General features: G+C 55.3%; 21 protein-coding genes, 1 tRNA gene and 1 pseudogene. 15 read left to right on the plus strand and 8 right to left on the minus strand.

The features are described 5' to 3' along the window. The first annotated feature begins 28 nt into the window (after positions 1-28). Positions 29-1678: a fumarate hydratase gene (locus HBM95_14280; protein ID NIH44096.1), complete on the plus strand. Its 1650-nt coding sequence runs from the start codon at positions 29-31 to the stop codon at positions 1676-1678. Here HBM95_14280 and HBM95_14285 read toward each other — a convergent pair. Beyond that, complete coding sequence (locus HBM95_14285; protein NIH44097.1) at positions 1667-2560, minus strand: LysR family transcriptional regulator; 894 nt, start codon at positions 2558-2560, stop codon at positions 1667-1669. The two genes, HBM95_14280 and HBM95_14285, sit on opposite strands and share 12 nt — an antisense overlap. A 106-nt stretch (positions 2561-2666) precedes the next feature. Here HBM95_14285 and HBM95_14290 point away from each other — a divergent pair, with 106 nt between their 5' ends. The 3 genes from HBM95_14290 to HBM95_14300 all read left to right on the plus strand — a co-directional run bounded on the left by HBM95_14290 (position 2667) and on the right by HBM95_14300 (position 6346). Next, complete coding sequence (locus HBM95_14290) at positions 2667-3965, plus strand: serine hydrolase (GenBank protein ID NIH44098.1); 1299 nt, start codon at positions 2667-2669, stop codon at positions 3963-3965. A 282-nt stretch (positions 3966-4247) separates the two neighbouring features. Continuing rightward, the gene (locus HBM95_14295) at positions 4248-5561 is read left to right on the plus strand and encodes an MFS transporter (protein ID NIH44099.1); all 1314 of its coding nucleotides are present in this window, start codon (positions 4248-4250) and stop codon (positions 5559-5561) included. After that, complete coding sequence (locus HBM95_14300) at positions 5558-6346, plus strand: ABC transporter substrate-binding protein (protein ID NIH44100.1); 789 nt, start codon at positions 5558-5560, stop codon at positions 6344-6346. Before HBM95_14295 ends, HBM95_14300 begins: the two co-directional genes overlap by 4 nt. On the opposite strand, the gene HBM95_14305 is transcribed toward HBM95_14300, so the two are convergent. After that, the gene (locus HBM95_14305) at positions 6321-7220 is read right to left on the minus strand and encodes a LysR family transcriptional regulator (GenBank protein NIH44101.1); all 900 of its coding nucleotides are present in this window, start codon (positions 7218-7220) and stop codon (positions 6321-6323) included. The genes HBM95_14300 and HBM95_14305 overlap by 26 nt on opposite strands. Before the next feature lie 419 nt (positions 7221-7639). Here HBM95_14305 and mtfA point away from each other — a divergent pair, with 419 nt between their 5' ends. Then, positions 7640-8431 carry a DgsA anti-repressor MtfA gene (mtfA, locus tag HBM95_14310; GenBank protein ID NIH44102.1) on the plus strand — a complete coding sequence of 264 codons (792 nt, stop codon included), beginning with the start codon at positions 7640-7642 and terminating at the stop codon, positions 8429-8431. On the opposite strand, the gene HBM95_14315 is transcribed toward mtfA, so the two are convergent. Continuing rightward, positions 8428-9639, minus strand: a complete 1212-nt coding sequence (locus HBM95_14315; protein ID NIH44103.1) for an MFS transporter — start codon at positions 9637-9639, stop codon at positions 8428-8430. The two genes, mtfA and HBM95_14315, sit on opposite strands and share 4 nt — an antisense overlap. Before the next feature lie 138 nt (positions 9640-9777). On the opposite strand from HBM95_14315, the gene HBM95_14320 reads away from it, so the two are divergent. The 6 genes from HBM95_14320 to HBM95_14345 all read left to right on the plus strand — a co-directional run bounded on the left by HBM95_14320 (position 9778) and on the right by HBM95_14345 (position 17983). Next, positions 9778-11520 (plus strand): IucA/IucC family siderophore biosynthesis protein, encoded by a 1743-nt coding sequence (locus tag HBM95_14320; GenBank protein NIH44104.1) that lies wholly within the window; start codon positions 9778-9780, stop codon positions 11518-11520. Further along, positions 11520-12467, plus strand: a complete 948-nt coding sequence (locus HBM95_14325; GenBank protein NIH44105.1) for an acetyltransferase — start codon at positions 11520-11522, stop codon at positions 12465-12467. The genes HBM95_14320 and HBM95_14325 overlap by 1 nt, the downstream gene beginning before the upstream one ends. Positions 12468-12496: 29 nt before the next feature. Further along, positions 12497-14206, plus strand: coding sequence for an aerobactin synthase IucC (iucC, locus tag HBM95_14330; protein NIH44106.1), 1710 nt, complete (start codon positions 12497-12499; stop codon positions 14204-14206). After that, positions 14203-15528 carry a SidA/IucD/PvdA family monooxygenase gene (locus HBM95_14335; protein ID NIH44107.1) on the plus strand — a complete coding sequence of 442 codons (1326 nt, stop codon included), beginning with the start codon at positions 14203-14205 and terminating at the stop codon, positions 15526-15528. Before iucC ends, HBM95_14335 begins: the two co-directional genes overlap by 4 nt. 26 nt (positions 15529-15554) lie before the next feature. Then, entirely contained in the window at positions 15555-17744 is a 2190-nt protein-coding gene (locus tag HBM95_14340; GenBank protein ID NIH44108.1) for a TonB-dependent siderophore receptor, read from the plus strand. A 163-nt stretch (positions 17745-17907) separates the two neighbouring features. After that, positions 17908-17983: transfer RNA gene (locus HBM95_14345), tRNA-Asn, on the plus strand. Positions 17984-18037: 54 nt separating this feature from the next. On the opposite strand, the gene HBM95_14350 is transcribed toward HBM95_14345, so the two are convergent. From HBM95_14350 to HBM95_14370, 5 genes and pseudogenes are all read right to left on the minus strand, one after another. Then, positions 18038-18370 (minus strand): type II toxin-antitoxin system PemK/MazF family toxin, encoded by a 333-nt coding sequence (locus tag HBM95_14350; GenBank protein ID NIH44109.1) that lies wholly within the window; start codon positions 18368-18370, stop codon positions 18038-18040. Beyond that, positions 18371-18628, minus strand: coding sequence for an antitoxin (locus tag HBM95_14355; GenBank protein NIH44110.1), 258 nt, complete (start codon positions 18626-18628; stop codon positions 18371-18373). It abuts the gene before it with no gap. A gap of 358 nt (positions 18629-18986) precedes the next feature. Further along, on the minus strand, positions 18987-19181 hold the full coding sequence (locus HBM95_14360; protein NIH44111.1) for a transcriptional regulator: 195 nt from the start codon (positions 19179-19181) through the stop codon (positions 18987-18989). Between the two features lie 4 nt (positions 19182-19185). Then, positions 19186-19642: pseudogene (locus tag HBM95_14365) on the minus strand (hypothetical protein). Positions 19643-19824: 182 nt separating this feature from the next. Next, positions 19825-20634 (minus strand): hypothetical protein, encoded by an 810-nt coding sequence (locus HBM95_14370; GenBank protein NIH44112.1) that lies wholly within the window; start codon positions 20632-20634, stop codon positions 19825-19827. Positions 20635-20964: 330 nt separating this feature from the next. Here HBM95_14370 and HBM95_14375 point away from each other — a divergent pair, with 330 nt between their 5' ends. Genes HBM95_14375 through HBM95_14390 form a run of 4 tightly spaced genes read left to right on the plus strand, consistent with a single transcriptional unit; the run spans position 20965 to position 25904 of the window. Further along, positions 20965-22899 (plus strand): NTPase KAP, encoded by a 1935-nt coding sequence (locus tag HBM95_14375; GenBank protein ID NIH44113.1) that lies wholly within the window; start codon positions 20965-20967, stop codon positions 22897-22899. Then, positions 22899-23774: a hypothetical protein gene (locus tag HBM95_14380; GenBank protein NIH44114.1), complete on the plus strand. Its 876-nt coding sequence runs from the start codon at positions 22899-22901 to the stop codon at positions 23772-23774. Before HBM95_14375 ends, HBM95_14380 begins: the two co-directional genes overlap by 1 nt. After that, a complete protein-coding gene (locus HBM95_14385; GenBank protein ID NIH44115.1) occupies positions 23771-25138 on the plus strand; it encodes a hypothetical protein in 1368 nt (455 codons plus the stop codon). Before HBM95_14380 ends, HBM95_14385 begins: the two co-directional genes overlap by 4 nt. Positions 25139-25151: 13 nt before the next feature. Continuing rightward, positions 25152-25904: a TatD family hydrolase gene (locus HBM95_14390; protein ID NIH44116.1), complete on the plus strand. Its 753-nt coding sequence runs from the start codon at positions 25152-25154 to the stop codon at positions 25902-25904. The last annotated feature ends 263 nt before the right edge of the window (positions 25905-26167 follow it).

Genomic DNA, 26167 nt, shown 5'->3' on the forward strand with positions numbered 1-26167 from the left:
GGCGGTTTTATTTTTGTGGAGCAATACTATGTCGAATAAACCGTTTTTTTATCAGAACCCCTTCCCTCTTTCCCATGACGACACCGAATACTACCTGCTGACCAAAGAACACGTCTCCGTAGCCGAGTTCGACGGCCAGGAAGTCCTGAAGGTGGAGCCGGAAGCCCTGACCCTGCTGGCGCAGCAGGCCTTCCATGATGCCGCATTTATGCTGCGTCCTTCCCATCAGAAGCAGGTTGCCGCCATTCTCAACGACCCGGAAGCCAGCCAGAACGACAAATACGTTGCCCTGCAGTTCCTGCGTAACTCTGAAATTGCCGCAAAAGGCGTGCTGCCGACCTGTCAGGACACCGGCACCGCGATCATCATGGGTAAAAAAGGCCAGCGCATCTGGACCGGCGGCGGTGACGAAGCGGCCCTGAGCCAGGGCGTGTATAACACCTACATCGAAGATAACCTGCGCTACTCCCAGAATGCGGCGCTGGACATGTATAAAGAGGTGAATACCGGCACCAACCTGCCCGCGCAGATTGATCTCTACAGCGTTGACGGCGATGAGTACAAATTCCTGTGCATGGCAAAAGGCGGCGGTTCCGCCAACAAAACCTACCTCTATCAGGAAACCAAAGCGCTAATCACCCCGGCGAAGCTGAAAAACTATCTGGTTGAGAAAATGCGCACCCTGGGTACCGCGGCCTGTCCGCCGTACCATATCGCGTTTGTGATTGGCGGAACCTCAGCGGAAGCCACGCTGAAAACCGTTAAGCTGGCCTCAACCCGCTACTACGACGCGCTGCCAACCGAAGGCAACGAGCACGGCCAGGCGTTCCGCGACGTTCAGCTGGAACAGGAACTGCTCCAGGAAGCGCAGAACCTCGGCCTCGGCGCGCAGTTCGGCGGGAAATACTTCGCCCACGACATCCGCGTGATCCGCCTGCCGCGCCACGGCGCCTCCTGCCCGATAGGCATGGGCGTCTCCTGCTCCGCAGACCGCAACATCAAGGCAAAAATCAACCGCGATGGGATCTGGATTGAGAAGCTGGAGCACAACCCGGGCCAGTATATTCCTGAATCACTGCGCCAGCAGGGTGAAGGCGACGTGGTCAGCATTAACCTGAACAAGCCGATGAACGAGATCCTGGCGCAACTCTCCGCGCACCCGGTCTCTACCCGCCTGTCGCTGAACGGCACCATCATCGTGGCGCGGGATATCGCCCACGCGAAGCTGAAAGAGCTGCTCGACAACGGTGAAGAACTGCCGCAGTACGTTAAAGATCATCCGATTTACTACGCGGGGCCAGCCAAGACCCCGGAAGGCTACGCCTCTGGCTCACTCGGCCCGACCACTGCGGGACGCATGGACTCGTATGTCGACCTGCTGCAATCCCACGGAGCAAGCATGATCATGCTGGCGAAAGGCAACCGCAGCCAGCAGGTAACCGACGCCTGCCATAAGCACGGCGGCTTCTACCTGGGCAGCATCGGCGGCCCGGCGGCGGTGCTGGCGCAAAACAGCATTAAGAGCCTTGAGTGTGTGGCCTATCCTGAGCTGGGAATGGAAGCCATCTGGAAAATTGAAGTCGAAAACTTCCCGGCGTTTATCCTGGTGGATGACAAAGGCAACGATTTCTTCCAGCAGATCCAGAACCAGCAGTGCAAAGGCTGTTCACAGCGCTGAGTGCTTCCATAGCTCCGGCAAAAGCGACAGCGTGTCAGCAATGATGGCGCGCTTGTCGCTTCCTGGCTTCCAGATGGTGACCATCGTCTGACTAATCCCCTGGCTGCCCACTTCGGTGAGCAGCCTTTTTACGTTTTGCCACCGCACGGCATGAAAATGGGTTGGTAAGAACCCCCAGCCGCATCCTCGCTCCAGCAGACCGCGCAGCATCTCCGGCTCGTTCGTAAAAAGGGTATGCCCTGAAATCTGCAGGCGACGCGCAACCGGCTCGTCCGAGTCTGGGTGCATAACGACCTGCGGAACCAGGGAGAGGTCAAGCAGTGAAAGGGGGGATGACGTCCCCGTAAACAGGGTACAGGAGGCGTAAAAATCCATATCGATTGCGCCCAGGGCCCGCCACTCCATGTTATCGCCCACGCTGCGGTTGCGCGCCTGGCAGATGGCCATGTCCGCGCGCGCGTTCGCCAGCAGCCGTTCAGATTCATCACGCGAGGCGCAGATGAGGCTCAGGCGGATTTTTCGCGCCGCCATTTCAGCGATGACCCTGCGCAGAAAAACTCTGGGCGTGAAAGGATCGTAGACCAGGGTCAGGTCCTGCGTAGCGCCGTGGGGGACCTCCCTGGCGAAGGCCTCAAAGGCTTTGACCTGCCGCATCAGCAAATGAGCCTGACGCTGGAGCTGCTCGCCTTCCGGCGTGAGCCGCAGGGTACGCCCGTCGCGAATAAACAGCCCGTAGCCTAACCCATCCTCAAGAAAATCAACCAGATCGCGAAGCGTCGTTCGGTCTTTCTTCAGCACCACTGCCGCTTTACTCAGGCTCCCGTTTTCAGCCACGGCGGTGAATGCCTCAAGCTGTGCAAAGGAATAGATCAGTCCAGCCACGCTACGCTCCCTCTGTTTTTTTGGGGGATTTTCCCCCACTACGCGTTTTTTATTATAGCCCCCGGTTTTTTAAACTGAACCCGTTCTTAACCTATACGAGACGGATATGAAAAACAGAACAGTAAATCATGCCCTGCTGGCGGGACTTGTCTTCAGCAGCCTGCTGTCCCCTGCGGCAATGGCCGCCTGCGAAGGCACCGAGCTCAGCGTGTGCCCTGCCCCCTTCGACGCCGCGTTGCCGGATACCCATAAAATGCTGACCTGGAATCAGGCCGATCGCGTGGTGGGATTTCGTAATGATTATCGCAACTACGCCGGGGATATTTTCCGCCACGGAAACGCCGTACCGCTGCAGGTATCGGAAAAGCCGCTAACGGACGTCCATTATCAGGTTAACGACAGGCGCTACGGCCTTAAGGAATATCTCAAGCGCCAGAACGTCAGCGGTATGCTGGTGCTGAAAGACGGCAAAATCGCCTGGAAATATCTCGCCCAGGGCAATACCGACACCACGCTATGGACCTCGCGCTCGGTAGGCAAATCGGTGGTATCGGCGCTGGTGGGCGTAGCCCTTAAAGAGGGAAAAATTCACTCACTCGACGACAGGATCACGAAATATGAACCCGATCTGAAAGGCACCGCGTGGGACGGCGTGACGCTCAAACAGCTTATCACCCACACCTCCGGGGTGGCGTGGAACGAGGATTATACCAACCCGAACTCCGACTTCGCGCAGCTCACCGAGTGCGAGGCGAAGCCGGGTACCTACGACTGCGTGCGCAAGCTGGTGAAAGGATTACGCAGGGTTCACCCGGCCGGAGAAAACTGGTCTTACTCTTCCGGCGGAGCCTGGCTGCTGGGTGACGTGCTGGAGCGAGCAACCGGCATGACGATCGCGGCGTATCTGGAGAAAAGCATCTGGCAGCCGTACGGCATGGCGAGCGACGGCGTATGGCATGCCTACAGTAAAGGTCAACATGACGTCGGCGCGCACGGCTTTAACGCCACGCTGGAGGACTGGGGTCGCTTCGGGGAATTTATCCTGAACAACGGTATGCTCCCCTCGGGCAAACAAATCCTGCCTGACGGCTGGGTGAAGGAGTCGTCAGACTGGACTCAGGCGAAAGGCTCGGTATCAGACGCGCATCCAGAAGGCCTGTACGGCTATCAGTGGTGGAACAACGCCGTGCCCGTCAACGCCAAGGGCGTTGAGCCGGCAGCGAAGGATTCGCTCAAAGGTTCGCTCTGGGCGCTGGGCATTTTTGGTCAGATGATCGTGGTGAACCAGAAAGAAAACCTGGTCATCGTCCAGTGGTCTACCTGGCCACAGGCGGAGCCTTCCTTTAGCGCCCAGCCGCTGGAGGCCTCTCTGATGTTTAGCGCGATTGCCAGGGCGCTGCGCTAAATTGCACCCGCCGGGTAACGAAGCGATTGCCCGGCCCTTTCTCAGGAGCCTCTCTCTGCGCCACATCACAAAATCGCAATATCAGAGGCTTAGATGACATTGGTGAATAAAAAGCCAATATTTTGTTAAGTTATTGTTGCTTATAGTGCTCATCATTATCGTCTCACTATTGATGCGTAACGCGCATCAATCAATGCGTTAATTGCGCTTATCTATTTCGCCATCCTGATCCAGTTTTCAGAAACAGACGCGTAAAACGTCAACAATAAACTGGAGATAACCATGTTTTCCTCAACCTCACCTGCAACCGTACGCTCTAAGGCGGGCGCGATACTTCGCGTGACGTCGGGCAACTTTCTTGAGCAATTTGATTTCTTTCTTTTCGGCTTCTACGCCACCTACATCGCCCACACCTTCTTCCCGGCGAGCAGTGAATTTGCATCGCTGATGATGACCTTCGCGGTCTTCGGCGCGGGCTTTTTGATGCGTCCAATCGGAGCCATCGTGCTGGGGGCCTATATTGACAAGGTTGGCCGCCGCAAAGGGCTGATCGTGACGCTTTCCATTATGGCGGCAGGCACCTTCCTGATCGTGCTGATCCCGTCCTATCAAAGCATCGGGCTTTGGGCACCGCTGCTTGTCCTGACGGGCCGCCTGCTGCAGGGCTTTTCCGCCGGGGCGGAGCTTGGAGGTGTTTCGGTCTATCTCGCGGAAATCGCCACGCCGGGCCGCAAAGGTTTTTACACCAGCTGGCAGTCCGGTAGCCAGCAGGTTGCCATTATGGTCGCCGCGGCGATGGGCTTTGCCCTGAATGCCCTGATGGAGGAGAGCGCCATTCGTGAATGGGGCTGGCGCATCCCGTTCCTGTTCGGCTGTTTAATCGTGCCGTTTATCTTTTTCCTGCGCCGCAAGCTGGAGGAGACGGAAGAGTTCAGCGCGCGCCGCCATCATCTGGAGATGCGTCAGGTCTTTAAAACGCTGCTTGGCAACTGGCAGGTGGTGGTCGCGGGCATGCTGATGGTGGCGATGACCACCACCGCGTTCTACCTGATCACCGTCTACGCGCCAACCTTCGGCAAAAAAGTGCTGATGCTGAGCGCCTCTGACAGCCTGCTGGTCACGCTGCTGGTGGCGATCTCTAACTTTATCTGGCTGCCGGTGGGCGGCGCGCTGTCGGACCGCTTCGGGCGTAAGCCGGTGCTGATTGCCATGACCCTGCTGGCGCTGGCCACCAGCTATCCAGCCCTGACGCTGCTGGCTGACGCGCCCAGCTTCTCGATGATGCTGAGCGTGCTGCTGTGGCTTTCCTTCCTTTACGGGCTGTATAACGGGGCGATGATCCCGGCGCTGACGGAAATTATGCCTGCTGAAGTCCGCGTGGCAGGGTTCTCTCTGGCTTACAGCCTGGCAACGGCGGTCTTTGGCGGCTTTACCCCAGTGATGTCAACCGCGCTGATTGAATACACCGGTGACAAAGCCTCGCCGGGCTACTGGATGAGCTTCGCCGCGGTGTGTGCCCTGCTGGCCACCCTCTACCTCTACCGTCGTCGCGCGGTTTCAGTGCAAAACACCGTTAAGTCGCAGGGGGCCGCATGACGCGCACTTCTCGTTATACCGCCAGCGCGCTGGTGCTGATGTTCATGAGCGTGAATGCCTGCGCTCAGGAGGTGAAAGTGATGATTTCAGGCGGTTTCAAAGCCGCCCTTGAAAAGCTCGCACCGGAATATGAGCGCAAGACTGGCGATACCATTGTGATTATTCCCGGTCCCTCAATGGGCAATACGCCGCAGGCGATCCCAAACCGGCTCGCGCGCGGCGAGAAGGCCGACGTGGTGATTATGGTGGGTGATGCGCTGGCGAAGCTCGAAAAAGCCGGCCAGACCAGGCCAGGTTCGCGAACTGAACTCGCGGACTCTCCCGTTGGCATGGTGGTGAAAAAAGGTGCGGATATTCCTGATATCAGCAGCGAGGCGACTCTGCGTAAAACTCTGCTGCAGGCCAGTTCCATCGCTTACTCAGACAGCGCCAGCGGCAGGTATGTCAGCCAGACGCTGTTCAGGAAACTGGGGATTGAAAACGAGGCGGCGGCTAAAGCAACAATGGTCGAACGTATTCCGGTCGCCTCAGAAGTGGCGAAAGGAAAATACGCCGTGGGTTTCCAGCAGGTGAGCGAGCTGCTGCCGGTTGAAGGCGTCACCTTTATCGGTAAAATCCCGGACAATCTGCAGTACATCACGCGCTTCGCCGGCGCGGTCACCCGTCACGCTGAACACCCCGCGGAGGGGAAAGCGCTACTGAGCTATCTCGCCTCACCGCCCTCAGGGGCGGCCATCCGTGAGACGGGGATGATCCCCGTTACGTCCGGCGATACCGCTCGGTGATCTCTTTTTCCAGTTCAGCAGCAATATAAGACTGAATGCGCCCCCGGCGCCGGATAAGCCCCACGGCGCGTTTCACCTCCGGCGCCACCAGCGGCAGATGCGTCAGCGGCGTGTGCTCCGACGTCGGCATCGACATGGCGGGAACGGCGGCAATGCCGATGCCCGCCTCTACCATGCCGAGCATCGTGGTGACGTGGCGCGTTTCGCAGACGCTGGGGCGCTCGGGAATGATATCCCCCAGCATCCGATCGAGCAGGTTGCGGTTACCCGACGTTTTATCGAGGGAGATATAGTCCTGCTGGAAAAACGCCTCCCACGTCAGGTGGCTCTTCTGCGCCAGCGGGTGATCCTTTCTGCATGCCGCAACGTAGACATCCTCCACCAGCGGGAAAAATTCAATTTCAGACGATAAGTTTCCCGCGAAGCAGATGCCAAAATCCGCCTGGCTTCGGGCCACGGCGTCAATCACATTCCCCGCGCTGCTGTCGATGAGCTTAATGCGAACGCGAGGAAAGCGAGACTGAAAGCGACGGATCACATCAGGCATAAAGTAACAGGCGGCGGAAGGTACCGCGGCGACCGTAATCAGCCCCGTCCGCTCTTCACTGGCCTTATCGACATCCGCCAGCATTGACTCCACGTTGTCAAGCAGCTGCGCTGAGCGTTCAGCAAAGTTTTGCCCATATAGCGTCAGGGCGACGCGACGGGTGGTTCGGTCAAACAGCTTTGTTCCCAGCGCGGCTTCCAGCTTTTCGATCCTGCGGCTCAGCGCCGACTGGGATAAGCAGATAGATTCAGCGGCGACACGGAAGTTACCGTATTCCACTAACGCCCTGAAGGCATAAAGATCGTTAAGGTCAAAATTCACGGGCATAGCGTCTGGATGTCCTGTCAGGGAAGATGCAACAAAGTCAAAAATAATAGCGTCTTATTGACCTGCCGCAACTGGCGCGGTGTTGTAATAGGTCAGAGATCGTTGAGATTGAGTCGAATGCGCCCGGCCTGGTCAGCAATCGCCTGCCGTTCATCTTCCTTTGTATTGGGCAGCGCCTGCTTGTTACCTTTGAAACCGCTCATCTTTTCAATACCGCACGGGTTTATCCACTTAGCCTGCGAATTAAGGCTACGACGGAGGTCACAAAATGAAGGTGATGCCTGCAAAGCGCTACCCACCGCTACGTACGAAATGATAGTTTATTCAGGCTGGAAGTGTAGCAGTGCGCAATTTTCTGGCATCTTAACTGAACCTGACTTTCCCATTTTTGTTCAAGTAACGAGTTTGCGAGCAAAGCGATGATTAAGTGGCCCTGGAAAACGAATGAGGCTGGCCGGGATATGGCGCTGCCGTGGGATGACGCGCTGGCGATCCCTGTTCTGGCAAATCTTAAGCCGGACGAACAGTCGAAGCTGGTTCAGATGGCGGATCGTTTTTTGCAGCAAAAACGCCTTGTGCCACTGCAGGGGTTCGAGCTGGATCCGCTGAAAAACGCCCGCATCGCCCTGCTTTTCTGCCTGCCGGTGCTGGAGCTCGGTATTGAGTGGCTGGACGGTTTCCACGAAGTACTGCTCTACCCCGCGCCGTTCGTCGTTGATGACGAGTGGGAGGATGATATCGGGCTGGTGCACAACCAGCGGGTGGTGCAGTCCGGTCAGAGCTGGCAGCAAGGGCCAATTATCCTGAACTGGCTCGACATTCAGGACTCGTTCGACGCCTCCGGTTTTAATCTGATTATTCACGAGGTGGCGCATAAACTCGATACCCGCAACGGCGATCGCGCCAGCGGCGTGCCTTTTATTCCGCTTCGTGAAGTCGCGGGGTGGGAGCACGACCTGCACGCGGCGATGGATAACATCCAGGATGAGATAGACCTGGTAGGCGAAAGCGCGGCCAGCATTGATGCCTACGCGGCAACCGACCCTGCCGAGTGCTTTGCGGTGCTGTCAGAGTACTTCTTCAGCGCACCCGAGCTTTTCGCCCCCCGCTTCCCGGCGCTGTGGCAGCGTTTCTGCCAGTTTTATCAGCAGGATCCGCTCCAGCGCCTGCGGCAAAATGAGGGCACAGATGGCCCCCGCCACGTGCATTAATGCTTTTCGACTGGGGTACGTTCAATAAACCGTACCCCGATGCTCAGCGCTAAAAACAGCAACGCCATTCCCCAGGCGGCCATCGTTAAATACTGTTCGCCAAAAAAGCGCGTCACAACGGGCACCAGCAGCGCGCTGACGCCGTAGCCTAACGTGTGGCTGGTCGCGATAGCGCCCGCCCCTTTCCCCGTCGTCAGGCGATCGTTCAGCAGCAGCTGGTACCCAGGCGTGGCCATCGCTGCGCCGAGCGAAGTGATAGCAATCCCCACGTAGAACAGCGCCAGCCCGGCGATGCACATTAGCGCAAGCCCTGCCACCATCAGCACCGCCGCCATGCAAAGCAGGGTCAGCGGGCTGAAATGCTGCGGGCGGACCACCAGAAACTGCGCCGCGAGCGTTGCCAGCGCGGCCAGGCTCAGCAGGAGCGCGACATGATGGCTGATATCCCGCGCGTTACCGTCCAGCAAGGGGCTGAGGTGCGGAGACAGGCCGAGCTGCATCAGGCTCACCAGCGCCGCCAACAGCATCGCCAGCAGCAGGAACGGCAGCATGGAAATCTGCAGACGGGTCGCCTGGTGTGCAACCGGCGGCAGCGGCGGATCCGCCACCTCGCGCAGCACCAGCAGCAGGGCGATTAATGGCGCGATCGCCATCAGCCAGAGCGGTGCCACCGGGTTAACGCTGAGCATCAGCGCCGCCAGGGGGGGTCCCAGCAGGCGACCGCAGCTGAGGCCGGAGCTGATGGTGGCCAGCGCCGCCATGCGTTTCTCCAGGCCCGAACGCTGAATGGCCCACGTCTGTGCGGCAGGTACCATCCCCGACACCGTTAAACCGTAAAGCAGACGCGAGAGGATCAGCCCCGCCAGCCCCCAGGGGCTTTCCAGCAACCCGGCGGCCATCGCCCAGACCACCAGCGCCATGACGCCAAAGCTGGCGAGATAGCCGCTGAGGGAGGCCACCATCACGACCTTACAACCGCGGCGCTCGCTCTGGCGTCCCCACCAGGGAGAAGCGGGTAAAAAAAGCATAGAGCCGAACATTAACAGCCCGGCCCAGACAGAGAGTGAAAGTCCGGTCAGGGTCACCAGCTGCGGAAGCATGACCAGCAAACCGTTTTGCCCGATACCCAGCAAGCCCGCGCATAGCGCCAGGGGCCAGTTTGCTTTGGAGGTGATGTTTTCGGTCAACGTTTCAGAGTCAGCGCGCATGAGAATGTGAACATAGTGTCAATAAATGTGTGGAAATTATGAAGTTTATGAAAACAAATATTGCAAAAATAGTTGCCACTGTAAACAGAATGAATATCATAACGAGAATTATTATCAGTCATGGAATGAGGTACATCTATGCGTGCTCTGCCCCGCTCTGCCGGTACAGACGTTGCAGCCCAGTGTTTTTTAAACGCCCTGGTGCGCGAGACGAAGGACTGGCGCTATCTCCCCGCTTCCGCAGCGGATGAGCTGGCGCACATTCATATTCCGCTTTCTCCCACCCAGGCCCTTCGGGTTCCGGTGCGCTATTTCTCCCCAACCCAGCATCATCAGTACCGTTTTCCGGCCATGCTTATCCAGAGCGATAGCGACAGCGGTGACGCCGTCACTTTCTCTCAACTGGTTGATTTAATTCTTGAAAAATCCTCTGTAAAAGGCTCGCTGGATGCCGATACGCTGGCGCGTTTTAAACAGCGCGCGCTCGAAAGCCACGCGCACACCTGGCAGGCGATCGATCTGCGCCACGGCTGGGGAACGCTCCGCGACAGGCCGCTGACGTTTGCCGAAGCGGAACAGGCGCTGCTGGTGGGCCACGCGTTTCATCCTGCGCCAAAATCCCACGAACCGTTCAACGAAACCGAGGCGCGCCGGTATCTGCCTGATTTCGGCTCCCGCTTCCCGCTGCGCTGGTTTGCCGTTGAGAGCACGCTCGTTGCCGGCGACAGCCTGAACGTCTCCCTGCGCGAGCGTCTGCTGCGCTTCGCCGCCCAGAGCGCGCCCGAGCTGCTCGGCCACTTCACCGATACCCGCTGGCTGCTGCCGATGCATCCGTGGCAGGCCGACTATCTGCTGGAGCAGGACTGGTGCCAGCGTCTGGCGACAAACGGTTCCTTGCAGGACCTGGGTGAAGCGGGCGCGCAGTGGCTGCCCACCAGCTCGTCGCGCTCGCTGTACAGCGAAACCAACAGCGACATGATTAAGTTCTCCCTCAGCGTGCGCCTGACCAACTCCGTGCGCACGCTGTCGGTAAAAGAGGTTAAGCGCGGCATGCGCCTGGCACGGCTGGCGAAAACGCAACGCTGGCAAGATTTACAGGCGCGCTACCCGACCATGCGCGTGATGCAGGAAGACGGCTGGGCGGGGCTGCGCGATGAAAGCGGCACTATTCAGGAAGAGAGCCTGATGGCCCTGCGCGTTAACCTGCTGTTTGACACGCCTGAAACCCAGACCAACGTGCTGGTGAGCCTGACCCAGGCCGCGCCGGACGGCGGCGACAGCCTGCTGGCCGCGGCGGTGCGCCGTCTGAGCCAGCGTCTGGATTTACCCCTCGCCCAGGCCGCCCGTTGCTGGCTGGACGCCTACTGCGACCGCGTGTTGCTTCCGCTGTTCAGCGCCGAGGCGGACTACGGTCTGGTGCTGCTGGCGCACCAGCAAAATATCCTCGTGGAGATGCAGCAGGATTTCCCTGTCGGACTTATTTACCGTGACTGTCAGGGCAGCGCCTGGACCGAAGGGGCCGACGCGTGGCTGAAAGAGGCGGGCGAAACAGACGTGGAAAACCGCTTCGGTGAGAGCCAGCTGCTGCGCTATTTCCCGTACTACCTGCTGCTGAACTCCACCCTTGCCGTCACCGCCGCTCTCGCCGCCGCCGGTTTCGACAGCGAAGAGCACCTGATGTCCCGCGTGCGTGACGCGCTGGCCGAACTGCGCGCGACGGCGAAGCAGACCCGCTGCCTCGACTACGTGCTCGACAGCCCAACCTGGAACTGCAAAGGCAACTTCTTCTGCTACCTGCACGATCGCAACGAAAACACCATCGTCGACCCGGCGGTGATCTATTTCGACTTTAGCAACCCGTTTTACAAGGAGAAGGCGTGATGGCGAACGCGAATATCGTCCATTCCGGCTACGGCTTTCGCTGCACGGCCACGGAACAAAACCTGCCGCTGACGCTGGGTCTCGACGGCAGCGCGGTCCTTGAGCGCCTGACCGGGATCCCGGACGGCTGGCTGGTGGACGCCCTCGATCAGCTATTTATTGCCGCGCCCGCCCTGACCGGCATTACCCTGCCGTGGGCGGCCTGGCAGGATGAGCCCCAGGCGCAGGCACTGTTTCGCCAGGCCCACGGGGATTATCTGGCGCGTGAAACCTTCTGGCAGCTGCCGCTGTGGCTGAAAGGCGAGCGTCCGCAGGCAAGCGGCGGTATGCAGTTTGATGAGAGCCGTCAGCTGTACTTCCCGCTGCGCCCTCACCGCCCGCAGGGTGAGGTCTATCGCCGTTACGATCCGCAGATTAAGCGCACCCTCAGCTTCCGCGTTGCCGACGTGGCGCTGGACGGCGAACGATTCACGCAATGGATGAATAACCCGCGCGTGAACGCCTTCTGGGAGATGGCGGGCCCGCAGGCCGAGCAGGAAAACTACCTGCGCCGTCAGCTTGACTCGACCTACTGCTACCCGGTTATCGGCTGCTTCGACGACCAGCCGTTCGGCTATTTTGAACTCTACTGGGCGGCGGAAGACCGGATTGGCCGCCACTACCGCTGGCAGCCGTTTGACCGTGGGCTGCACATGCTGGTGGGCGAAGAGAACTGGCGCGGCGCGCAGTATATCCGCAGCTGGCTGCGCGGCCTGAGCCACTATCTGTATCTCGATGAGCCACGCACCGCGCGCATCGTGGCCGAGCCGCGTTTCGACAACCAGCGCCTGTTCCGCCATCTGGCCTCCGCCGGTTTTGAGACGATGAAAGAGTTCGACTTCCCGCACAAGCGCTCGCGCCTCATCATGAGCCAGCGTCACCGCTTCTTCAGCGAGGTGGAACTGTGAACGCGCTCTGGCAGAAAGTGAACCGCGAGATGGTGGCGAAGATCCTCGCCGAGCTGGAATACGAGCGTACCCTGCGCGCTGAGCCGGTGTCGGCGGACGACTGGCGCATCGCCATGGGCAACGAGTCCTGGCAGTTTCGCGCCACGCGCGGGATCTGGGGCTGGCTGCATATCGACCCGGACACGCTGACCACCGCCAGCGGCGCCGCCGTGGAAGCGGAAAGCGCGCTGCTGCAGCTGGCGACGGTGCTGGAGATGAGCGACGCGCAAACGGCAGAGCACATGGAAGATCTCTACGCCACTCTGCGCGGGGACATGCAGCTGCTGCAGGCGCGTGAAGCGCTGGATGCGGACGCCCTGATCCACCTCGACCCGGACGAATTACAGTGTCTGATGAGCGGTCACCCGAAGTTTATTTTCAACAAAGGACGCCGCGGCTGGGGTCTGGACGCGCTGCGTCAGTATGCGCCGGAATACCGCGGGCGCTTCCGCCTGCACTGGGTCGCCGTCCAGCGCGAGCATCTGGTCTGGAGCAGTGACGCCGATTGCGACATCCACACTCTGCTGGCCAGCACCATGGACGATGCCGAGCGCGCCCGGTTTGACGCCCGCTGGCAGGCGCTGGATCTGAACGACAGCTGGCTGCCTGTGCCGTTGCACCCGTGGCAGTGGCAGCAAAAAATTGCCATTCATTTCCTGGCGCAGCTGGCGCGCGGTGAGATGGTTGAGCTGGGCGAATTTGGCGATGAGTATCTGGCGCAGCAGTCCCTGCGCACGCTCACCAACGCCAGCCGTCGCGCGCCGTATGACATCAAACTGCCGCTGACTATCTACAACACCTCCTGCTATCGCGGCATTCCGGGCAAGTACATTGCTGCCGGGCCGCTGGCCTCGCGCTGGCTGCAGCAGCAGTTCGCCGCCGACGCCACGCTTGCCCGCTCTGGCGCGCAGGTGCTTGGCGAACCCGCCGCCGGATATCTGTCGCATCCTGGCTATGCGGCCCTGCCGAAAGCGCCCTACCGCTATCAGGAGATGCTGGGGGTAATCTGGCGGGAGAACCCGTCCTGTTATCTTCAGGATGGCGAACAGGCGGTGCTGATGGCGGCGCTGATGGAAACCGACAACGCAGGACGTCCGCTGATCGACGCGTGGATCAAGCGTTCGGGGTTAACCGCTGAAGCGTGGCTGGAAAAGCTGTTCGAAGCGACGGTGATCCCGTTCTACCACCTGCTTTGCCGTTACGGCGTGGCGCTGATCGCCCACGGCCAGAACGTGACGCTGGTGATGAAGGACTACGTTGTGCAGCGCATCCTGCTGAAGGATTTCCAGGGCGATATGCGCCTGGTGGACGAGGATTTCCCGCAGGCACAGAGCCTGCCGGAGCAGGTAAAAGCGGTGACGGCGCGCCTGAGCGCGGATTACATCATCCACGACCTGCAGACCGGCAACTTTGTGACGGTGCTGCGCTTTATTTCACGCCTCACCCTGCAATGCGGCGTAAGCGAAAACCGTTTCTATCAGATCCTCGCCGGGGTGCTGCACCGCTATATGGCCGCGCACCCGGAGCTTGCGGAGCGCTTCACGAAATTCGACCTGTTTAAGCCGCAGATTATTCGCGTGATCCTCAACCCGGTCAAACTGACCTTCTCCGAACACGACGGCGGCAGCCGCATGCTGCCGAACTACGTCACCGATCTTGATAACCCTCTTTTTCTGGCCTCCCGGGAGTCCGCGCAATGAAAACCTATGATTTCATCGGCATTGGTATTGGCCCGTTTAACCTCAGCGTCGCCGCCCTCGCAGAAGGGCTGGATGGCTTTAGCTCGCTGTTTCTTGAGCGCAAACCGCACTTCTCGTGGCACCCGGGCATGATGGTGCCGGACTGCCACATGCAGACCAGCTTCCTGAAGGATCTGGTCAGCGCCGTGGAGCCGACCAACCGTCACAGCTTCCTGAACTACCTGGTGCAGCGCAAAAAGTTCTACCGCTTCCTGACCACCGAGCAGCGCACGGTTTCCCGCGAAGAGTTTGCCGATTACCTGTGCTGGGCGGCGGATAACCTCACCAACCTCGCCTTCAGTCAGCAGGTTCAGCAGGTGAGCTTTGATGAGCAACGCGGCCTGTTTGAGGTCGTGACCCAGCGCGACCGCTTCCTCGCGCGCCACGTCTGCGTGGGGATTGGCAAACAGATCAACCTGCCTGACTGCGTCACGGTGCAGGACGATACCTGCTTCCACGCCAGCGAGATGATGCTGCGCACGCCGGATCTCGCGGGTAAGCGCGTTACCGTCGTCGGCGGCGGCCAGAGTGGGGCCGACCTGTTCCTGAATATCTTCCGTGGAGAGTGGGGCCAGCCGCTGAGCCTGAACTGGGTATCGCGCCGCAATAACTACAACGCGCTGGATGAAGCCGCCTTTGCCAACGAGTATTTCACGCCGGAGTATGTGGACAGCTTCTCCACGCTCGGCGAAGAGGCCCGTCGTCAGATGCTGCACGAGCAGAAGATGACCTCCGACGGCATCACCACCGAGTCACTGCTGGCGATTTACCGCGCCATGTACCACCGCTTCGAAGTGCTGCGTGAAAAACCCTGGGCGCACCTGATGCCGTCCCGCTCGGTGACGGCCCTGACGCGCCAGGAAACCGGACATCGCCTGAGCATTCAGCATCACCTCGACGGCGGTCACGAGCAGCTGGAGAGCGACGTGGTGATTTTCGCCACCGGCTACCGCGCCGTGCAGCCCGCGTTCCTCGCGCCGCTCTCTCACCGGCTGCATCTGGATGCGGACGAAGCTTTCTGCATTAACAATGATTTCACTCTCGAATGGGACGGTCCGCAGAGCAATCGCCTGTTTGCCGTGAATGCCGGGATGCATCGTCTCGGCATTGCCGAACCCCAGCTCAGCCTGATGGCCTGGCGCGCGGCGCGAATTCTTAATCGCGCGCACGCCGACGAGCCGTTTGAGCTGGCCACCACCCCCGGCGTTATCCACTGGCGGAGCACCACCAGCCCGGAGAGCAGCCAGGTTTTTAAATCGTTAGCAAAAACCACTGAGTACTGACACACACAATCAGGATCAACATAACAATGAAACGTTCTCATCTTTGGGTTTTAAATCCTTGCTTGCTTGCAATGCTTTCTACCTCTGCGTGGGCGGAAGAACAAAAGGAAGAAAATATCGTGGTCTCTGCCAGCCGCGCGCACCGCAGCGTTGCCGAGATGGCGCAGACCACCTGGGTCATTGAGCGGTCTGAGATCGAGCAGCAGGTTCAGGGCGGAAAAGAGATTAAAGAGGTGCTGGCGCAGCTGATCCCGGGCATGGACGTCAGCAGCCAGGGGCGTACCAACTACGGCATGAACCTGCGCGGCCGCTCCATGATGGTGATGGTGGATGGCGTGCGCCTGAACTCGTCCCGCAGCGACAGCCGCCAGTTGGACTCTATCGACCCGTTCAACATTGACCGCATCGAAGTCATCTCCGGCGCCACGTCACTGTACGGCGGCGGCAGCACCGGCGGCCTGGTGAACATCGTCACCAAAAAGGGCCAGCCGGAGACCGAAGTTGAGTTCCAGACCGGGGCAAAAACCGGCTTTAACAGCCACAACGACCACGATGAGAACGTATCGGCAGCCGTAAGCGGCGGCAATGACAACGCGTCCGGCCGTCTCTCGGTCTCTTATCAGCGCTACGGCGGCTGGTATGACGGCAACGGCGACGAGGTGATTATCGATAACACCCAGACCGGCCTCCAGTATTCCGATCGTATTGATGTGATGGGCACGGGCACCATCAACATTGACGATCACCAGCAGCTGCAGCTGACGACGCAGTACTACAAGAGCGAGTCCGACGGCAAGCACGGGCTGTACCTCGGGAAGAACTTCTCGGCGGTAACGGGCGATGCCACCGCGTACAACAAGGATAATCTCGACTCTGACCGCGTGCCGGGAACCGAGCGCCATCTGATTAACCTGCAGTACTCCAATACCGACTTCTGGGGCCAGGACCTGGTCGCGCAGATTTACTATCGTGACGAGAGCCTGACCTATTACCCGTTCCCGACTCTGACCAAAGGCGTGGTAACCAGCATCGGCGCGTCGCAGCAGAAAACCGATTTTTACGGCGGCAAGCTGACGCTGAACAGCAAGCCGGTGGACGATCTGACGCTGACCTGGGGTGTGGATGCCGACCACGAAACCTTCGATGCCAACCAGCAGTTCTTTAACCTGAGCAAAGCCGCAGCGAGCGGCGGCATGGAGCTGGACAACGCCTACAACGTGGGCCGCTACCCGGGCTACAGCATCACCAACCTCGCCCCGTTCCTGCAGGCGAGCTACGACATTGACGCCATCACCCTGAGCGGCGGCGTGCGTTATCAGTACACCGAAAACAAGGTGGATGACTTTGTTGGCTACACCCAGCAGCAGGCCATCGCCACCGGAAAAGCCACCTCCGCCGACGCGGTGCCGGGCGGGAAAACCGATTACAACAACTTCCTGTTCAACGCCGGGATCCTCGGTCGTCTGACCGAACAGCAGCAGCTGTGGTTTAACTTCTCTCAGGGCTTTGAAATCCCTGACCTGGCGAAGTACTACGGCTCCGGCACTTACCAGCTCAGCAACGGCCACTATCGCCTGCTGAACAGCGTAAACGTCAACGACTCAACGCTGGACGGCATTAAGGTCAACGCCTACGAGCTGGGCTGGCGCTACACCGGTGACAACCTGCGCACGCAGGTCGCGGCGTATTACTCGCTCTCGGATAAAACCATTACCATCAACAAGACGGATATGACCATCAACCTCGAAGACGACAAGCGTCGTATCTACGGGATTGAAGGCCAGGTGGACTATTTCTTCACCGACAGCGACTGGAGCACCGGCGCGAACTTTAACGCCATCAAGTCTGAAACCCGCGAAAACGGGAAATGGGAGAAGCTGACGGTCGACAGCGCCAGCCCGTCAAAAGCCAGCGCATGGGTGAACTGGGCGCCGGGCGACTGGACCCTGCGCGTGCAGAGCACGCAGACCTTTGACGTGTCTGACGCCGACGGCAAGAAGATTGATGGCTATAACACGGTCGACTTCCTGGGCAGCTACGCCCTGCCGGTGGGTAAGGTCAGCTTCAGCGTGGAAAACCTGCTGGACAAAGACTACACCACCGCCTGGGGCCAGCGCGCGCCGGGGCTGTATAGCCCTACCTACGGTGCACCGGGCCTGTATACCTATAAAGGCCGCGGTCGTACGTTTGGTCTGAACTACTCCGTACTGTTCTGATCCTGCGCGCCGCCTGCGGGCGGCGCTTTTTATTGTGCAATTTGAACGCAAATTTGCCATAAAATCAGCGATTTGCTGAAATTGTCAGCAAACGAACGAAAAGTTTAATTCCCCCTTTGACAAGGTGAACGCAGGTCGATAATATTCGCCCCGTTCACACGATTCCTCTGTAGTTCAGTCGGTAGAACGGCGGACTGTTAATCCGTATGTCACTGGTTCGAGTCCAGTCAGAGGAGCCAAATTTGAAGAGCCTGCTTTTGAAGCAGGCTTTTTGCTTTTCTGCGTATCTGATGTTAACTCAGAATCGCATCCAGCCTGGCAAGCACTTCATTTACAACGGCGTCAGGTATGCGTTCCAGCCGCATGCCGTTCCGGGCAGCCATATCAATAGTTCTGGGCTGGTCGCAGCGAATAACGCCCGTTGTTTTTGTCCCCGCTCCTTCCAGTGAAACGGTGAAACCTGCTGTACGTGCAAAGTTTCCGCCGCTGGTGACGGGAACCACCACCGGTAGCCGGGTCAGCTTGTTAAACGATGCCTTCGATACGATGAGTACCGGACGTTTTCCACTTTGCTCGTGGCCAGCAATCGGGTCCAGTGAAACAAGCCAGATTTCCCCTCTTTCCATTTACAGGATCTCCTTGCCCACCGCAGGCGCATCAATCCATTCCCGATCCTCTTCGCTCATTTCAGCGTGCAGATCGCACTGCGCCAGCAGCTCCTCAAGCGAATAATGAGGTCGTTTCTGGGGTTCGATAATCAGGCAGCCACTATCAATGGTCATGCCCACTTCGCTGTCTGTCGACAGCCCCAGCGTTTTCAGCACGGCGGGAGGAACCGCCAGCATGACGGATCCGCCAACCTTTTTCAGACGAGTTGTATACATAGCACACCTCCGAATATTATATTTTAATATAACACCCATGGTGGGAGGTGCGCAATTATTCATCAGATTCATGGTGATTTCCTTTTCGTAATTAAGTGGGCAGAAAGCCGTTATCCATCGAAGGGCAGATCCGGCAGTTTTCGGAGGCGGCGTTGCCTGTAAAGAGAAAAAATTCATATACACCAGGCGCTTCTTTCAGGTCATGAAACATATCGTGCAGGCAGGAGCTAATTTCTTGATGAGAAGGGCGATAATATGAAACTGTTTTTGCGGTTAAAAAGATTCTTGTGGCTCGGATAAGCAAAATGCGGCGCAGGTTCCATATCTAGGCTGCGCCGCAGGAACATCAGCGATAACGTTAAGGCCAGATTTCCTCGGGTGCGATGCCTAGCGCTTCGGCAACTAACCTTTCACCTTTTAGCCAGCGACGGGTAAGCGCATTTGCCAGCATGGAAGACGCAAGTCCTGCCTGACACGAAAGTGCTGACAGCGAAGTGCCACTTTTTTTCAACCCGGCGATAATATGGGCAGGATGCCAGGCAGACTGCATCATGCTTTGCCCCCACACCATCAATAAACCTCACGACCTCGGCAGTACGTAACCAGCGTGGGGCTTTCATTTCCGCAGCAAAGTAGTTAATCAAGTCGTACAACAGCCAGCTAAGTTATTTCTCCGTTTCAGAGGCAAATCCCTGCCCCGCCAGCGTCTGCGTCAGGGCAAGGCAGTAGTTACAAATTTCGGTACATTCAGGCTCGAAGCGTGGAGAATTCGCAGGAAGTGCGTCAACGGTCAGGCTTTTAACCAGATGAGGGGAACAGGCTCTAACAACGTGGGTTGCTGCAGTGTCATACAGGCGTTAATTCTGCCGCAAAGAGCCATTTTTAGCATTGAATCGTTGTTTCAATAAGAGTTTCTGCGAAATTTTCGCAATGTTCGGCCAGTACTGTGAAATCCGTGGCGACAGTGAAAGGAACAGCAAGCAGCGGGTGTGCTTGAGTGGGGATCATATCCATAAAGGCAGCCTCCTGTAACGGGTTCCCCCCACCGGAGGTTCAAATCTCATGGTGGTAGAATGAACGGGGTTGGAACTACCGGCGTTACAAGCAACCGACACACCTTACGGTGCCTCCGCCCAACCCAACATTAATGTATAGCCGAGCGTACGACAAAAAAGACGCGGACGCATTGCAAATTGTTAAATATTAAATTTTTCTTCTATATCCAGTACTTGCGGGTTAATCAATAACCACTCAATCATCTTTTCATCGAGCTCAGGCAATACCACTGCGGTGTAATGCTCCTGCAAAAACTCATTAATAGAACTAATTGACACTTGCTGCTCATGTGGTTCCATCACTAAATATTTACCTAAGAATTCCCGAAATTGCGTCAAATATTTATCAATGGTAGTTTTTTGAGTCACGCTCATCACATCAAGTAGCTTTTCGGTTATCCCTCCATAAACGGATACCAGACATAAGGCAGCATAACCTCGAGCTGCTTTTCGAGCCAGAGTATATATCGCTCTCAGACTTGATTGTTTTTCTTGAAATTCAGGGAGATGTTTATCAATAAAATCGCCGCATGTATTCACAGACGATATCTGTTCTGCCGTCAGTTCCTTCCCGAGTATCGCTGCAATACGTTTAGCATATGTAAGTTGCTTTTCTGAAGGTGGCCTGACAGATGACGGGATCATTTTTCTGATAATTTGTCCAAAATCATCGCAATATTCCTCTTCTGGTATAAATGGGTCAATTTCAAGTTCGAGTGCGTCAGCAAGCCAAGCAGATACACTAAAATCGATTTCAATATCTTTAATTTTCAAACAAACCTCACGCATTCTGGGCGACAGATACCCTCTCAGAAAGCGAGACATCTCCATCTGATCCAACTTAAGGCTGTTTTCAAATGCCAACAGATGCGTTTCCAACTCTTCATGGATAGGGATATGAATCACTCTGTTGCCAATTCGAATTTCAGCCTGACCTTTTTTATGTTGCATACAAACCTTGTTAAAGATGAGATATAAGGAATTTTTTCAGCGCAAATCTACAGCATTTTCTTAAACAATTTTGCCTAACTACATGGGCATTCATCCATGTTCTTCTGGTTCAATTGGTAAGGCTAACATCAACAAAAATGATGTGCTGAATGTAATGTTGTGCAGCAGATCAACAATCATAAAGTGACTAATAGTATCATAGGGATAACCAAATTTTAGTCGTTAGTTTTAGCCCTGTAGATATGGCTCATCATAATGAAGAGTAATCGTCCTTTGATGCACTTAGCAATCTCTTCACCAGCGTTAGAAAAATGACAATTAGGAAAACAAATGATCCTGACTGACAACGAAACAAAAATTGACCTACTGAACAATGAGGCCATCGCCTCCACCATTATTGGACTGCTTTGTGAAGCGCCTAACCATCCGGTAACAATTGGTGTTCATGGCGATTGGGGCGCGGGAAAATCAAGCGTGCTCGAAATGATTGAAGCAGGTTTCTCTGACAGAAATGATGTCTTATGCTTAAAGTTTAATGGCTGGCGTTTCCAGGGATTTGAAGATGCCAAAATTGCCTTAATCGAAGGCATCGTCTCGGGATTGGTAGAAAAACGTCCGGCGTTGAAAAAAGTTGAAGGGGCTATCAAAGACGTATTCCGCAGCATCGACTGGCTAAAAGTTGCCAAACGAGCTGGTGGTCTGGCATTGACTGCATTCACAGGTGTGCCGACACTAGGGCAAATTGGAGCCATTGTTGGTTCCCTGGAAGCTTTGGTTGCAGATCCCACCCAGTTAGTTACAAAGCAAAACATCTCTACCGCCATTGATGAAATAAAGGCAGTAGTGAAAGAAGGAGAAACGAAGAATGTGCCGATGGAAGTGGAAACATTCCGTAAGGCATTTGATCAACTTCTGAAGGATGCGGGTATCAAGCAACTCGTGGTATTGGTCGACGATCTTGACCGTTGCCTACCTGACACGGCCATTGAAACCCTTGAAGCTATTCGCCTATTTGTATTTACCGCACGAACGGCATTTGTTGTAGCTGCAGATGAGGCAATGATTGAATACTCTGTGCGTAAGCATTTTCCTGACTTACCTGATACCACAGGGCCACGGGACTATGCCCGTAATTATCTCGAAAAACTCATCCAGGTACCATTCCGAATCCCGGCGCTGGGAGAAACGGAAACGCGAATCTATGTGACATTACTGCTCGCTGGTGCCGAAATAGGCGAGAATAACCCAGACTATGAAAGGTTAATCACCGTTGCGCGGGAAAAACTGAAACGGCCCTGGACCAGCGGTGGATTGGACGCTGCCACAGTAAAATCAATTCTCGGTCAGCAAGCCGATAAAGCAAATAATGCCCTTATCCTGAGCGACCAGATCGGACCAATTCTGGCGAGCGGTACAAAAGGCAACCCCCGTCAAATCAAGCGTTTTCTCAATACCCTTTTGCTACGCGAGCGTACAGCAACAGCACGAGGTTTTGGCGACGATATAAAACTGCCCGTGTTAGCAAAACTCATGCTCGCAGAACGCTTTATCCCAAGATTGTTCGAACAGATTGCTCTTGTAGCGGCGGTCCATCCAGATGGCTTCTGCAAAGATCTCGAAGCTCTAGAGACATTTCTTACAATAACCGATAGCAGTGATGATAAACTCAAGGAAAAGCAAGCCGCCGAAATATTATTGCCACCCGATAGTGCGGTTTTGACTGAATGGAAATCTTCAGAAACGATAAATGACTGGGCTCGACTCCCACCAAAACTATCCGTTCTTGACTTACGACCCTACTTATTTGTTACAAAGGACAAAAAGGATTATTTTGGCCCTGTATCAGTTCTGGGCCACTTAGCCGAAGTGGTCGAGAAATTGTTCGGCGGAAAAATGACGGTTCAAAGTTATGAATCAGAATTGAAGCAGCTTGTACAACCTGAAGCCGAGAAAGTTTTCGAGGCAGTTCGTAGCAAAATAATGAGTACAGCTTCTTTTGATATCAAACCGGCAGGTGTTGATGGTTTGACCGTCCTTGTAAAAGCGCAACCAAACCTGCAGAGCCAGTTAATGGATTTCCTGGAGGCCCTGCCAAATGATAAGTGTGGCCCCTGGGTTGTAAGTGGGTGGCAAAGTGTCATAAAAGACACCGAATGTGTAGCGCGTTTAGTCATGTTGTTGGGGAACTGGAGCAAAATCACTACAAATATCAGCCTCAAAGTCGCAGCTGAAGCCGCGCTTAAAAGTCATAAGGGAGCACATTAATGGGAACCTCAACAGCTTATGGAGGACCTGGCGGCGGGACTCCACTTATTCCATCATGGTTGGATAACGAAGCCCCGACATCTCCGTTAGATAATGATACTGGGCCAAGCGGTCAGCAGCCAGTTGATCACTCTGAACCTCTAACGCCTCCGAATCGCCCACCAATACCAAATGCAGCGGATCCACAACGTTTCTCAAGCGCACGCAACAACTTCACGCGATTTGCAGGATCTGGAGGTACTGATCGTGCAAGCCTTGGACGAGCCATATCGAAGTATGTCTCAACGTCAGCAGGCGGTGCTCGCCAGGCTGCACAACGTATGGGAGCGTCCAGAGGAGCGAGCGTACGACTACTCGGTTTCCTAGCGGATGCGCAAGCAAGAGGTGTTAATGAAGCACTGCGCTCACTGGATTTAGAATCCCTAGCGGGTCGTCCAATAACAGAAATTTTTGTTGGGCTGGCTGACTATATCTGTCCAGGAGCAGGTACTGTTGATGAAGGGATTGCTCGTGAAGCATACATTGAGACCATCGTAGAGCTTGCGAGCGAAGGACTCACCGATTTGAGTACATTTGCACCAGATCAAATGCAAACCGTTTTCGAACTATATGCCACTCATGCGATTGAAGCACGCATATGTAATGATATCGGGACCAAAGTTGTGACAATGCCTATAAATGCTCATTCTGCACATCTTGTTGAGCAGCAGGTGCGTGATTTCATCCGTGGTGGAGTAAGCGATGCACTGGCACTTGCTCAAACGGATACGCACTATCTTACCCCCGAACAAATTCAAGGGTTCGTAGATACTATTTATGAGTCTGCATTCGGGATTTTACAGGCTCTTGGTGAAGCAGAGGCCAATAATCAATGAAGCGACAACTCCTAGTTGGTCATTTCGGCTACGACGATTCATTTGCCGCAGTAGCAGGTATTGATGAACAGATAACTTACCTACAGCTCATCGCTGGCAAACAGACTTTGGATTATGGGATTGGTCATTCATTGTCCAGTCTGAAGGATATCGGAATATTCCCCTCAGAAATGGGCATTGACCTGATAGTATTAGCCGCTCATGTTCACGCTGCTGATACACGAATATCTCGTATTGAGCAGTCGCAGGATTCATGGACACGCGAGATTAGATTGATAGTGCCAGTGAGTGATCCTTCTCGCTGGGGAGCAGCAGCGCCAACCATCAAGAAATCCCTTGATTTTCTCACTGGTGATCGCTGGACTATCGATTTCAGGCCACGCCCTGAGCGTTTTGCTACTATTGCCGAAGAAGCACCACCATCTTTGATTTCTCATCCATTTGATTCCGTAAGTTTGTTCTCTGGAGGACTTGATAGCTTAATTGGAGCTATTGACTCACTGGAAAATGGTGCCACACCTCTCTTAGTTAGTCATTTCGGAGAAGGTGCAACAAGTGACGCACAAAGTAAGTTATTTGCTGGTTTGAAAAAACATTACACCACGTCATCTTTCGAGAGATTACGGGTTGGTATGACTTTTGAGGAAGGGCTTGTAGAAGGTGTTAGTTCAGAAAGTAGTACTCGAGGCAGATCATTCTTGTTCTTTGCTCTCGGCGTTTTCGCAGGAACAGGACTAGGGGATCATTTCGTTTTGCGCGTCCCTGAAAATGGACTAATTGCTCTAAATGTACCGTTGGATCCACTACGATTGGGCTCAAACAGTACTCGAACTACACACCCGTATTATATGGCGAGATGGAACGAATTGCTTTCCATACTTGGTATTAATGGCGAAATTCAAAATCCGTATTGGGACAAAACTAAAGGAGAAATGGCTTCGACTTGCCAAAATCCTTCTCTTTTAAAAAAACTGGTTTCAGATTCATTATCGTGTTCATCTCCTGCCAAGGCCCGATGGTTAGGACATGGCATCGAACAATGCGGCTATTGCCTGCCATGTTTGATCCGTCGTGCAGCATTGATGGCAGCATGGGGTTCAGATAGCGATCCAACGGTATATACAGTGACAGACCTCCATGCGCAGCCCCTGGACACACGCCTGGCAACTGGAGTGCAGGTCAGATCCTTTCAATACGCTATAGAGCGTCTGAAAGGAAATCCACAACTCGCCAATATCCTGATTCACAAGCCGGGTTCCCTCGCAGATGAAACAATGCACCTTGGACAGCTAGCAGGCGTCTATAGGCGTGGGCTTGCTGAAGTTGAACGACTCATCGATGGTGTCGCAACGAGACCTTGTTGAAAAGGATACTTATATGAATGCAACTAAAGGACTCGTGGATTTTCACTGCCACTTAGATCTTTATCCGGATCATTCTGTGGCAATAAGAGATGCGGAAGAAGCAGAAATATTTACATTAGCCGTCACGACAACCCCTCGCGCATGGCCCCGCAATCACGAGCTTGCAATGCGTACAAAGTATGTCAGGGCAGCATTAGGATTACACCCTCAACTGGTTGCAGAACATGAAAACGAACTTGAGCTATGGGACCAATATCTTACAGAAACACGGTATGTTGGCGAAGTTGGGTTGGATGCTGGTCCTCGTTTTTTTAAGTCGCTAGATGCACAGAAGAGAGTATTTCAGCATATATTGCAGCAATGCGCTCAAGCTGGCGATAAAATAATAACAGTTCATAGTGTTAGATCAGTCAAAGCTGTACTCGATCTCATTGAGGCCAATTTACCATCAGGACGGGGGAAAATCGTTCTTCACTGGTTCACTGGAACAAAGAACGAAGCAAAACGGGCGCTAGAGTTAGGCTGCTATTTTTCTCTTAATGCGGGAATGCTTAGTAACTCAAAACATATTCCCATGGTACTTTCGATACCACTGGAACGGATGCTGACGGAAACTGATGGTCCATTCACGCGTACCGGTGACAGACCTTCACAACCTGCAGATGTAGCAAATGTTGTAGAAAAACTGGCTCGTTTACATGGACAGTCTACGAGCGTTATGGTCAATCTCATTCGTAATAACTTAAAGGGATTACTCAGTGGTTGAAGTCGATCTGACTTGCCTTCCAAAAGGAAAAAGAAGGAAGAAAATGGTGCTCATTTTGGTGGTCCTGACAAGACTGGATTTCTGATTTAGGTTAATTTTTAGCCAGCTAATGGCTGAGATGCTCCCAGTCAGAGGAGCCAAAAATTGAAAAGCCTGCTTTTGAAGCAGGTTTTTTATTTGCATTTTCTCTTCCAGAACAGAAGAATTTAGGGCTCAAGTTGGTTCGATGACAGAGTGCCCCCCCTTAACACCTAAAAATCAGA

It is taken from the genome of Enterobacter asburiae (assembly GCA_011754535.1).
Classification (GTDB): domain Bacteria; phylum Pseudomonadota; class Gammaproteobacteria; order Enterobacterales; family Enterobacteriaceae; genus Enterobacter; species Enterobacter cloacae_N.

Excerpts from the sequence above, each read along its gene's own strand:
- HBM95_14280 (NIH44096.1), top strand. The coding sequence starts at position 29 with ATGTCGAATAAACCGTTTTTTTATCAGAACCCCTTCCCTCTTTCCCAT.
- HBM95_14290 (NIH44098.1), top strand. The coding sequence starts at position 2,667 with ATGAAAAACAGAACAGTAAATCATGCCCTGCTGGCGGGACTTGTCTTC.
- HBM95_14295 (NIH44099.1), top strand. The coding sequence starts at position 4,248 with ATGTTTTCCTCAACCTCACCTGCAACCGTACGCTCTAAGGCGGGCGCG.
- HBM95_14300 (NIH44100.1), top strand. The coding sequence starts at position 5,558 with ATGACGCGCACTTCTCGTTATACCGCCAGCGCGCTGGTGCTGATGTTC.
- HBM95_14305 (NIH44101.1), bottom strand. The coding sequence starts at position 7,220 with ATGCCCGTGAATTTTGACCTTAACGATCTTTATGCCTTCAGGGCGTTA.
- mtfA (NIH44102.1), top strand. The coding sequence starts at position 7,640 with ATGATTAAGTGGCCCTGGAAAACGAATGAGGCTGGCCGGGATATGGCG.
- HBM95_14315 (NIH44103.1), bottom strand. The coding sequence starts at position 9,639 with ATGCGCGCTGACTCTGAAACGTTGACCGAAAACATCACCTCCAAAGCA.
- HBM95_14320 (NIH44104.1), top strand. The coding sequence starts at position 9,778 with ATGCGTGCTCTGCCCCGCTCTGCCGGTACAGACGTTGCAGCCCAGTGT.
- HBM95_14325 (NIH44105.1), top strand. The coding sequence starts at position 11,520 with ATGGCGAACGCGAATATCGTCCATTCCGGCTACGGCTTTCGCTGCACG.
- iucC (NIH44106.1), top strand. The coding sequence starts at position 12,497 with ATGGTGGCGAAGATCCTCGCCGAGCTGGAATACGAGCGTACCCTGCGC.
- HBM95_14335 (NIH44107.1), top strand. The coding sequence starts at position 14,203 with ATGAAAACCTATGATTTCATCGGCATTGGTATTGGCCCGTTTAACCTC.
- HBM95_14340 (NIH44108.1), top strand. The coding sequence starts at position 15,555 with ATGAAACGTTCTCATCTTTGGGTTTTAAATCCTTGCTTGCTTGCAATG.
- HBM95_14350 (NIH44109.1), bottom strand. The coding sequence starts at position 18,370 with ATGGAAAGAGGGGAAATCTGGCTTGTTTCACTGGACCCGATTGCTGGC.
- HBM95_14355 (NIH44110.1), bottom strand. The coding sequence starts at position 18,628 with ATGTATACAACTCGTCTGAAAAAGGTTGGCGGATCCGTCATGCTGGCG.
- HBM95_14360 (NIH44111.1), bottom strand. The coding sequence starts at position 19,181 with ATGATGCAGTCTGCCTGGCATCCTGCCCATATTATCGCCGGGTTGAAA.
- HBM95_14370 (NIH44112.1), bottom strand. The coding sequence starts at position 20,634 with ATGCAACATAAAAAAGGTCAGGCTGAAATTCGAATTGGCAACAGAGTG.
- HBM95_14375 (NIH44113.1), top strand. The coding sequence starts at position 20,965 with ATGATCCTGACTGACAACGAAACAAAAATTGACCTACTGAACAATGAG.
- HBM95_14380 (NIH44114.1), top strand. The coding sequence starts at position 22,899 with ATGGGAACCTCAACAGCTTATGGAGGACCTGGCGGCGGGACTCCACTT.
- HBM95_14385 (NIH44115.1), top strand. The coding sequence starts at position 23,771 with ATGAAGCGACAACTCCTAGTTGGTCATTTCGGCTACGACGATTCATTT.
- HBM95_14390 (NIH44116.1), top strand. The coding sequence starts at position 25,152 with ATGAATGCAACTAAAGGACTCGTGGATTTTCACTGCCACTTAGATCTT.